Below are 8,575 nucleotides of genomic sequence, written 5' to 3' on the forward strand. Positions count from 1 at the left end.
AAAATCGGATTTTTCTTAATAAAATGGAATCGTTTATTTTTGGGAAATGCCTTTTACTCCATAACATTGTTAAGATATTTATTTTTTTTCAAAATAATTTACTCTATGTGAATAGGTACTTGAGGTTGCTTAAAGGTGGGTTAAAAAAAACGTTATATTCCCTACCAGTATTTTTATCAAACTATTGGCAGTTTTTGCAACATACAAAATCGACAGATGAACCATTTGCTGTCAACTATCAATAAAGCAATTTCAAAAGCATCTTGGACATCAAGCCCTTTCCAAGTTCTACTTTAACGATAGCAAGAGTTCTAAGGTTAACAAATTCTACATTTCTGGATTTTTGTCAGCATACATAAGTAGTACTAAATAATACTTTCGATAGAGGGGCGAATCAGCAATAACTAGATTCTGGATAGATACACTCACATCACTAATTTATTTAAGATGATCCCAAGAATAAATGATTAGGAATGTAGTCATGGCTGAACAAGAAAAACAAAAATCTGATAATAAAGAAGGTACGCCTACGGCTTCTGGTGGCTACCAAACCCCCATTGAGGAAGGTATCCGCAAAACTGGCGATGCTGAAAAGAGTGATGCTAAACCCAGTGCTACACCAGAAGCACCAGGAGAGGATTCTGTAGCAGGTAGCCCCAATCAGGGAACCGAGTCACGTTAGATTGGTTTGGACTTTCCCAAGTTTCAATAGTCTAATTGGGTTGTTTCTACTAACGCGCATTTAGTAAAATTTGAGTGGACAGTTGTGGTTTAGATCGCGATTGTCCACTCATTTTTATTGCGTGAGAATCGTTTTCAGGGGGGATGAAGGCTGATGTGGTAAAGTGCGTAGGCGTAGCCCACCGGAGGTATCACTTTTGTCTCATGGCATTTTTAGTAATTATTATACTACAGCTAATTATTTAATTATGAATTTGATATTTATATTTCTAAGTATAATATCTGAAGTTTATTAGCACAGCCTTGAATAAAAATCATCTATCCCTGAAATCTCCTAAACTTCATGATTCTTAATAATTTTGCTTCCTCTTGTGGCTGACAGAAGTCCCACAATCCCATAGGCTGATCTTAAAGTGGTAATTTTTCACTTAGTCGTTAATAACTACCCATACAGATAATGCCCCTGAAAATCGTCCAGAACTTTGATAGCAGTTTTACTCTTGAAACACAAGCTCAAGAAACTCTATTCAATTTATTGACAAGCGTTGCTTTCTTAAATCAAATTAGTCAACAGTTGCAGTGCGAGCAAGTTAAATTTACTGAATTACTTTTCCAACCAGTTCCTTACAGCTTAACTACCACTAAAGGAATGCCAGCCGAGTTTGAAAAATATCATGAATCTGATGAATATGCCATCATCAATGTACCGCCAAATTTCATGTTTAGTGCTAAGATTTTTAAACCAAGTCGCCTTTGTGCAATTTACCAAAAAATTGGTAATAGTTAATTGTGAAGATAATTTTTTCCTAATAGGCAAATAGTAAGTTTGATATTTGATGTATGGCTCTTGAAACGAATCTTTCTACTTTAGCAACCTTGGAATATATTCCTTACATTGACGATCGCGGGCAATTACCCGAACAATTTCAGAGTAAAATTGGGGTATATGCTATCTTTGATCGAGAAAAAGTGCTGCAATTTGTAGGCTATTCTCGTGATGTTTATCTCAGCCTGAAACAGCATTTAGTCCGTCAGCCACAACATTGCTATTGGGTCAAGGTTCAAACTATTGAACGCCCTAGTCGCACAATTTTAGAAAATACTGAAAATGCTTGGATTGCAGAAAATGGCAGCGTGCCTTGGGGAAATGGAGATAACAAGGAAAAATGGACGCATCCCATTGATGTAAAAGTTATCATGACACCCGAAGAACAGGCGAAATATCAAAATCCAGCGAATGATGAATTAGCACAAATAAAAATTCTTAAAAATGTGGCGCGGAGAGTAGAAGCAGAAATTTCAACACAATTGCTAGAAGTGCGGGGTTTGCAAATGCAAATTCGCTTTAATCCTAAATTGAAAGAAGAAGGTTTGCTAGATTTGAAATGAAGGTTGTTTTGGGGAAAACTAACTATAGACATGAATATCGCTTATAATCTCCCATGACAATACAGCTGCTGAACGATCGCTATCAAGTTATCCGCACACTGGGCGCTGGTGGGTTTGGTGAAACCTATCTAGCAGAGGATACCTATATGCCCTCAAAGCGCCGTTGTGTGGTTAAACAACTAAGACCGATTCACAACAATCCCCAAATTTACCAGTTAGTGCAAGAGAGGTTTCAACGCGAAGCAGCAATTTTGGAACAACTCGGCGGCGCATCTGACCAAATTCCAGCATTGTATGCCTACTTCTCCTCTGGCGGACAATTTTACTTAGTTCAGGAGTGGATTGAAGGCGATACCCTAACTGGAAAAATTCAAAAGCAAGGGCTATTTAGTGAAAGCGCTGTCCAGGAATTATTTATGAATTTGTTACCCGTCCTGGATTACGTTCACTCTAAGCATATCGTTCACCGCGATATTAAACCGGATAACATCATTGTGCGCGATCGCGATGGTAAACCAATACTAATTGATTTTGGCGCTATCCGCGAATCAATGGGAACAGTGGTGAATTCTCAAGGCAATCCTACCAGTTCCATTGTGATTGGGACACCTGGTTATATGCCCAGCGAACAAGCCGCAGGTAGACCAGTATATTCGAGTGATTTATACAGTTTAGGAATGACGGTAATTTATTTGCTGACTGGTAAACAGGCGCAACAACTAGAAACCGATTCCCAGACGGGTGAAATTGTTTGGCGACAGTATGCGAGTCATGTTAGCCCGATCGTAGCAGGAGTAATCGACAGAGCGATCGCATATCATCCGCGCGATCGCTACCCAACAGCCAGAGCAATGCTGGATACTTTGCAGAACATAGCAAATCCCATTCCAACGACGCAACCCCTCTTGACTCAACCCACTATAGTCTCTGCACCGCCACCTCAGACAGTACCTGCTAAACCACAGCCTAGCGCTCAAAGTAATAGTCAGAATAATATCCTTATCGGCAGTTTAATCGCAGGTGGGTTGATTGGTGCATCTGTGATTATTAGCCAAGTGTTAACAAAACCTACTCAATCTACAGCAGATAAAACGGTATTACCTTCAGAAACACCATCAGCGATCGCAAGCCCAGTGATAGAAACTCCGATTATACCAACGAACCCATCTGTTTCTACTCAATCTACACCTTCCCCAGCTACATCAATATCGCCAGTAGCTACCACGACCGTCAACAATTATTTCTGGCTTTCCGAAAGACCTGTAACTGATGCAGATTTAGAGGGTAAAGACGGTTTTCAACTAGATATTATGCGAAATTCGATTTTTGCCAGTCACGGTCGTCGTTTTGATACTCCTGGATTGCAAGATTACTTTGATAAGCAACCTTGGTATAACCCTATATATTCAACAAAAGAATTTCCAGCTAATTTGCTGAAAAAGTTAGAGCAAAAGAATGTAGATTATATCGACAAATATCAAAATCGTTCCGGCTTGAGATATTTTAAGAAATAAGCTTTTGATTATTATACCATTTTACAAAATACCTGATATATTAGCAGGGGCGTACTTCTGTATACTGGTATCAATATAAGCCCCAAAAATAGAATTCACGACTACACAAACTCTCGTCTACTTCAGAGGACTAAGGGAAAATCAAGGTTTTAAAATCTGCCTGTGTGGGTTTTGTTTGTATTGATGCAGTTTCTAACCGCCTTTTTGTTAAGTTGACACCATTAACTGCTGTACGTCCTTACACCTACTGCAAATATTCTTGTAAATGCTATAAGTCGTAAGTGTATTAGCTTAGACTTATCAAACAATTTCTTGCTACTTATTAGATAATATCTAGGTTAGCTAATGTAACAGATTGCACAGACTATTATATGTTTTATGGTCTAAAATCGCTAGATATTGCAGGCTAATCCTAGCGAAGTCTATATGGAGTCCGAACTAGACTGTTTTTTTATCCCCGAAAATCCATCTCTAGATACTAGTCAGTTTCAGAACCAGGCATTTATATGTAATATATAAATTTGCTATTTACGAGATTAGCAATCCATAAGTTAAAGAAATGCCAATTTTATATTTTCTTTGTTATTTTGTATTTAACGGGACAGTTCTTCCTGATTTGGTGGGTTTAAATAACAATTAGTTAAACCATTTACCTCCAAAGATGCATGTAAATTCTTTGAGTTGAGCTTATTTTGCTTCTTTCCTTACAAACAAGCAAAATGCAAATTGACTAGAGAAATTAGATGGTAATACTCCCAATCGGCAAATAGTTCATCTACACAAGGAAAACCTTGCCTAAAACCATGCTTAAAACAAAGAATCGGCGCATTTTTCTATCTGCTTTTATTCCACCTTTAGGACAAAATCATCAAGCGGATAGTAAAAGCCAATTAGCTCAACCTAAATTAGATTTATTGCAACCCTTACGTCAATGGCTAGACACAATTGAGATTCAGAATCGGAAATTAGCCAAATTTATTGCTAAACTGATTCCCGCCCAGTGTCCATTCGAGCGTGATATCATGCTTTTTGGTCGCAAAATAGCCCACATTCCACCAATGTGCAAGCTAAATCCGCTTTATAACGAACTTGTGTACTTACGTTTTCGCGCTTTGTGTTATCTAGTAGATCAGTGTGGTGAAGATATTCAATCTTACTGCTGAATATAACTAGAAAAAACACAATATGGAAATTAAAATTGAGCATCAACCCAGACAAGAACGCCTCAATGAATTGGGTGTCTATAAATGGGAAATTTGGGAAAAGGAAGTCTCAAAATTCCCTTGGACTTATGATTCTCAAGAAACTTGCTACTTTTTGGAAGGTAATGTCGTTGTTACTCCTGATGGTGGACAGCCAGTGCAAATGGGTAAAGGTGATTTGGTGATTTTTCCCTCTGGCATGTCCTGCATCTGGGAAATCATAAGCGACGTGAAAAAACATTATTACTTTGATTAGCCAATAGACAAAAGCGATCCCCATGAACTGACATGTTTGCCATTGGTTTTTGAGGTTAATATAACTACCAAAATAGTGCCCAATTTTTTGACAAATTTGATTGAAAATATAGCTTTCTGCTACAGCACAAGTAATATACACTACTTTGCAACTAAATAAAGTCCACTCCTACCCAACTCTACCCAATGCCTTGGGGAGGGTTGGGTACTTTTTTTACTCACCAATATATGAAGAAATATAAATTTGAAGTAGGGTACGTTATCCTATGGCATAAAGCACCTTGAATTGTTGACGGTGCGCGACAAAGCGCCCTAGATTTAAATTTATTAACATAGCTTGAAAAATTAGTTTAGCGCCGACTTACTTAACTCCAAGTTTTGATCCACGATGAGAAAGTGGACTTGCTAAATAAACCCCACCTGATAACGGGAGTATCTAAACCTTGATATGTAAGAATAATCAATAAAACAGCACTAAACTTCTGTAGCATTTGTCCCAATTATCGGTAATTATATCGGGATAGTAGGTTTCCAAATTCTGGATTAAAAACTACCATTGACTCTTTAAAAGGATAGGATTAATGTTATGAGGTAGTCCTTCTAAGGGCACTCTTTAATACATCAAAAAATCATGAGGTATTTCAGATGATGATGATGATGATGAATGAAACCATGACTGCCGAAATGCAAGCTTGCATGGAAGTTTGTATGGACTGTCACAAGATGTGCATGGAAACCATGACTTACTGCATGGCCAAAGGTGGTATGCAGATGGACAAAAATATGATGAGCATGATGAGCATGATGCGCGATTGCTCTGAAATGTGCATGATGTGCATGAATATGATGATGAGCGGTTCTGAGTTCATGGAACGCACTTGTATGCTTTGCGCTGAGATGTGCGATCGCACTGCAATGGCATGTGAGATGATGAGCGATGACATGAAAATGATGGAATGTGCTGCTGCTTGCCGTAAGTGTGCAGAGTCTTGCAGAAGTATGCAGATGATGCCTGCTTAATTGCCCTAACTAGCAGAAGTTTCTCTGCAACCTAATATTCAAGCGCTCAGACTCTTTGGAATCTGGGCGCTTGAAGTAAAGACTTAACTAATCAAAGAATTAGCAAAGTGATACTCCCCTGGCAGATTGCAGATGTCATGTAGGAGATATTCAATTTTCAATTCCACACCCGACGCAAATTCAACACAAAACCCGGTAACACCGCTTCACCAGGCAACTCAGTTGGATTCTCTAACATTTCCAAGCGTTGCATATTGGCGGGATGATTTTACTATTTTTGTGGGATGGGCATCTTGCCCGTCCCTTGTATTTCCGGGCGGGCAGGATGCCCACCCCACAAGAATCATCCCATAATTCAGCAAAGCCCAAATATGCAATACCCCTTATGACGTATATCTCTGCATTCACTCCATCAAAATCAACCGCAGAGGATCTAAACGCACGTACCAAGGAAAAGCTTGGTCTTTCATCGTCGCCCATTTTTCTTTGAAGACTTCAGCTTGCAGATGGTAATCTTGAGAATTCTTGCCAGCAGAATGTAGTTTGAGAAATAATGTCATTCGATGGGGCGTTTCACTTGTTCGTACTACCCAGCAGGGAAAGGTATTTTCCTGTGATGAGTCGTTGGTAAAAATGAACTGATGGGCACGAATGCCGACGTGGGATAATTCACTCTTGACTGGTTCAATTACTTGGAGACTACAACCCCAATCAGTCGCTTCTACCTGTTGCGATGACTGGAGAATAGCACGGGAGAAGTTTTTGCATCCGGTAAGTTGGGCGACACTAACGGTAGCAGGATGCTGAAAAATATCGTGTTTGCTACCATAATGAACGGCTTTACCATGCTCCAATACCAAAAGATTCGGACAAATCCGATAAGCTTCTTCCATATTATGAGTGACAAACAGAGTCACACCTTGGTAGCCAGCTAGAGTTTCTTTCATTTGCTCCTCTAATTGACTACGCAGATGGGTGTCGAGTGCCGAAAACGGCTCATCTAAAAGCAATGCTTCCGGTTGACTTGCCAATGCTCTTGCCAAGGCTACCCGTTGTTGTTGTCCCCCAGAAAGTTGGTGCGGATAGCGATCGCCTAATCCCTGCAACTGCATTGCTAATAATTGTTCTTCTACCTGCACCCTAATACTGCCAGCCGATAGTTTTTTGGGCAAGCCAAAAGCAATATTTTGCGCCACACTCAAATGGGGAAAGAGGGCATAATTCTGCACTAAAAAACCGATGCGGCGATCGCGACTGGGTAAATTAATTCCTTGTTCTGAGTCAAATAGGACTCTACCATTTAAAACTATGCGTCCACTAGAAGGCGTTTCTATCCCCGCAAGGCAGCGCAAAATCATGCTCTTACCTGCTCCAGAACCCCCTAACAATCCCAAAGGTTGCTCATCAGAAGTGAAAGCAACTTTTAAATGAAAGCTAGAAAGTACTTTTTCAATATTGACTAACAATCCGCCAGATTCAAAGCTAGATTGCGGAGTATAGAGAATTTCTCCCCCCGCTCCCTGCTCCCCGCTCCCTTCTCCCCTCCTCTTTTCCCTCAATTCTTGCCAGAAGTTAACCCCAATAATTCCAGATAGAGAAATCGCCATAATTGCGATCGCCCAAAACCACGCTTCGTTCATTGCTCCCGCTTCCACTGCAAAATAAATCGCCATTGGGATTGTCTGCGTAACTCCTGGAATGTTACCAGCTAGCATCAACGTCGCCCCGAATTCTCCCAAAGCACGGGCAAAAGCTAACATTGTGGCGGCGACAATACCGGGTAGTGCTAGGGGTAAACTGATGCGCCAAAAGATTGTAGTTTCAGTTGCACCAAGGGTTCTAGCTACTCGCAGCAGATTAGCATCTATTTGTTCAAAGGCTCCTAGTGCAGTTTTATACATTAAAGGGAAAGAAACTACTGTGGCTGCGATCGCTGCACCATACCAGGTAAAAACAATGGTGAAGTCAAAAGCGCCCATGAATTTCCCTACAGGGCCATTTTTCCCAAAAAATAGCAGCAACAAGAAACCGACAACCGTGGGTGGTAAAATCAGGGGCGCAATAAAGATACCCTCAATCAACGATTTACCTTTGCCACGATATCCCAGCATCCAGTAGGCAGCAGCAATACCCAAAAAGAAGGTGATAAATGTGGCAAGCAATGAAGTTTTGAGTGATATCCAAAGAGGCGATAAATCCAATGGCATAGTTGCGTAGGGAAAAATTAGCTTAACTAATCCCTAATTTACCAACTTTACCTCCGATCCGTTGGTAAAAGTTGGTAAATTACCTAATAAAATCTTGAATCAAACCTACAGAAACAAGATCCCCGACATATTTTTACGGGGGATCTGCGGCTTGCAATTCTCACAAATCAAAGCGGCTCCAGCCTATCTCAAAAGCTGGAGCCGCTTACTCAAAAGCTTTAATTATTCACGCCTACTTACTTATAGCTTTTCCTAATCAAATGAGGTATATCATAGCCCTCTCCTCGCTGGCGGGGAGGGGGTTAGG

General features: G+C 40.2%; 8 protein-coding genes. 7 read left to right on the forward strand and 1 reads right to left on the reverse strand.

The genetic code is table 11. The features are described 5' to 3' along the window. The first annotated feature begins 481 nt into the window (after positions 1–481). The 7 genes from CDG77_RS23840 to CDG77_RS23870 all read left to right on the forward strand — a co-directional run bounded on the left by CDG77_RS23840 (position 482) and on the right by CDG77_RS23870 (position 6,061). The gene (locus CDG77_RS23840) at positions 482–682 is read left to right on the forward strand and encodes a hypothetical protein (protein WP_094331830.1); all 201 of its coding nucleotides are present in this window, start codon (positions 482–484) and stop codon (positions 680–682) included. Between the two features lie 456 nt (positions 683–1,138). Then, the gene (locus CDG77_RS23845; protein ID WP_094331831.1) at positions 1,139–1,468 is read left to right on the forward strand and encodes a hypothetical protein; all 330 of its coding nucleotides are present in this window, start codon (positions 1,139–1,141) and stop codon (positions 1,466–1,468) included. 53 nt (positions 1,469–1,521) lie between these two features. Further along, the gene (locus CDG77_RS23850) at positions 1,522–2,070 is read left to right on the forward strand and encodes a GIY-YIG nuclease family protein (protein ID WP_094331832.1); all 549 of its coding nucleotides are present in this window, start codon (positions 1,522–1,524) and stop codon (positions 2,068–2,070) included. 53 nt (positions 2,071–2,123) lie between these two features. Then, positions 2,124–3,584, forward strand: coding sequence for a protein kinase domain-containing protein (locus tag CDG77_RS23855; protein WP_094331833.1), 1,461 nt, complete (start codon positions 2,124–2,126; stop codon positions 3,582–3,584). An 803-nt stretch (positions 3,585–4,387) separates the two neighbouring features. Beyond that, entirely contained in the window at positions 4,388–4,747 is a 360-nt protein-coding gene (locus CDG77_RS23860; protein WP_094331834.1) for a Mo-dependent nitrogenase C-terminal domain-containing protein, read from the forward strand. A gap of 22 nt (positions 4,748–4,769) precedes the next feature. Further along, positions 4,770–5,042 (forward strand): cupin domain-containing protein, encoded by a 273-nt coding sequence (locus CDG77_RS23865; protein WP_094331835.1) that lies wholly within the window; start codon positions 4,770–4,772, stop codon positions 5,040–5,042. Positions 5,043–5,689: 647 nt separating this feature from the next. After that, positions 5,690–6,061, forward strand: a complete 372-nt coding sequence (locus CDG77_RS23870) for a four-helix bundle copper-binding protein (RefSeq protein ID WP_094331837.1) — start codon at positions 5,690–5,692, stop codon at positions 6,059–6,061. 404 nt (positions 6,062–6,465) lie between these two features. Here CDG77_RS23870 and modB read toward each other — a convergent pair whose 3' ends face one another. Then, complete coding sequence (modB, locus tag CDG77_RS23875; protein WP_094331836.1) at positions 6,466–8,268, reverse strand: molybdate ABC transporter permease subunit; 1,803 nt, start codon at positions 8,266–8,268, stop codon at positions 6,466–6,468. Positions 8,269–8,575: the final 307 nt, after the last annotated feature.

The organism is Nostoc sp. 'Peltigera membranacea cyanobiont' 213 (assembly GCF_002245975.1).
Taxonomy (GTDB): Bacteria; Cyanobacteriota; Cyanobacteriia; order Cyanobacteriales; family Nostocaceae; genus Nostoc.

Bases quoted from the DNA above. Each gene is read 5' to 3' on its own strand.
- CDG77_RS23840 (WP_094331830.1), top strand. From the start codon at position 482: ATGGCTGAACAAGAAAAACAAAAATCTGATAATAAAGAAGGTACGCCT.
- CDG77_RS23845 (WP_094331831.1), top strand. From the start codon at position 1,139: ATGCCCCTGAAAATCGTCCAGAACTTTGATAGCAGTTTTACTCTTGAA.
- CDG77_RS23850 (WP_094331832.1), top strand. From the start codon at position 1,522: ATGGCTCTTGAAACGAATCTTTCTACTTTAGCAACCTTGGAATATATT.
- CDG77_RS23855 (WP_094331833.1), top strand. From the start codon at position 2,124: ATGACAATACAGCTGCTGAACGATCGCTATCAAGTTATCCGCACACTG.
- CDG77_RS23860 (WP_094331834.1), top strand. From the start codon at position 4,388: ATGCTTAAAACAAAGAATCGGCGCATTTTTCTATCTGCTTTTATTCCA.
- CDG77_RS23865 (WP_094331835.1), top strand. From the start codon at position 4,770: ATGGAAATTAAAATTGAGCATCAACCCAGACAAGAACGCCTCAATGAA.
- CDG77_RS23870 (WP_094331837.1), top strand. From the start codon at position 5,690: ATGATGATGATGATGAATGAAACCATGACTGCCGAAATGCAAGCTTGC.
- modB (WP_094331836.1), bottom strand. From the start codon at position 8,268: ATGCCATTGGATTTATCGCCTCTTTGGATATCACTCAAAACTTCATTG.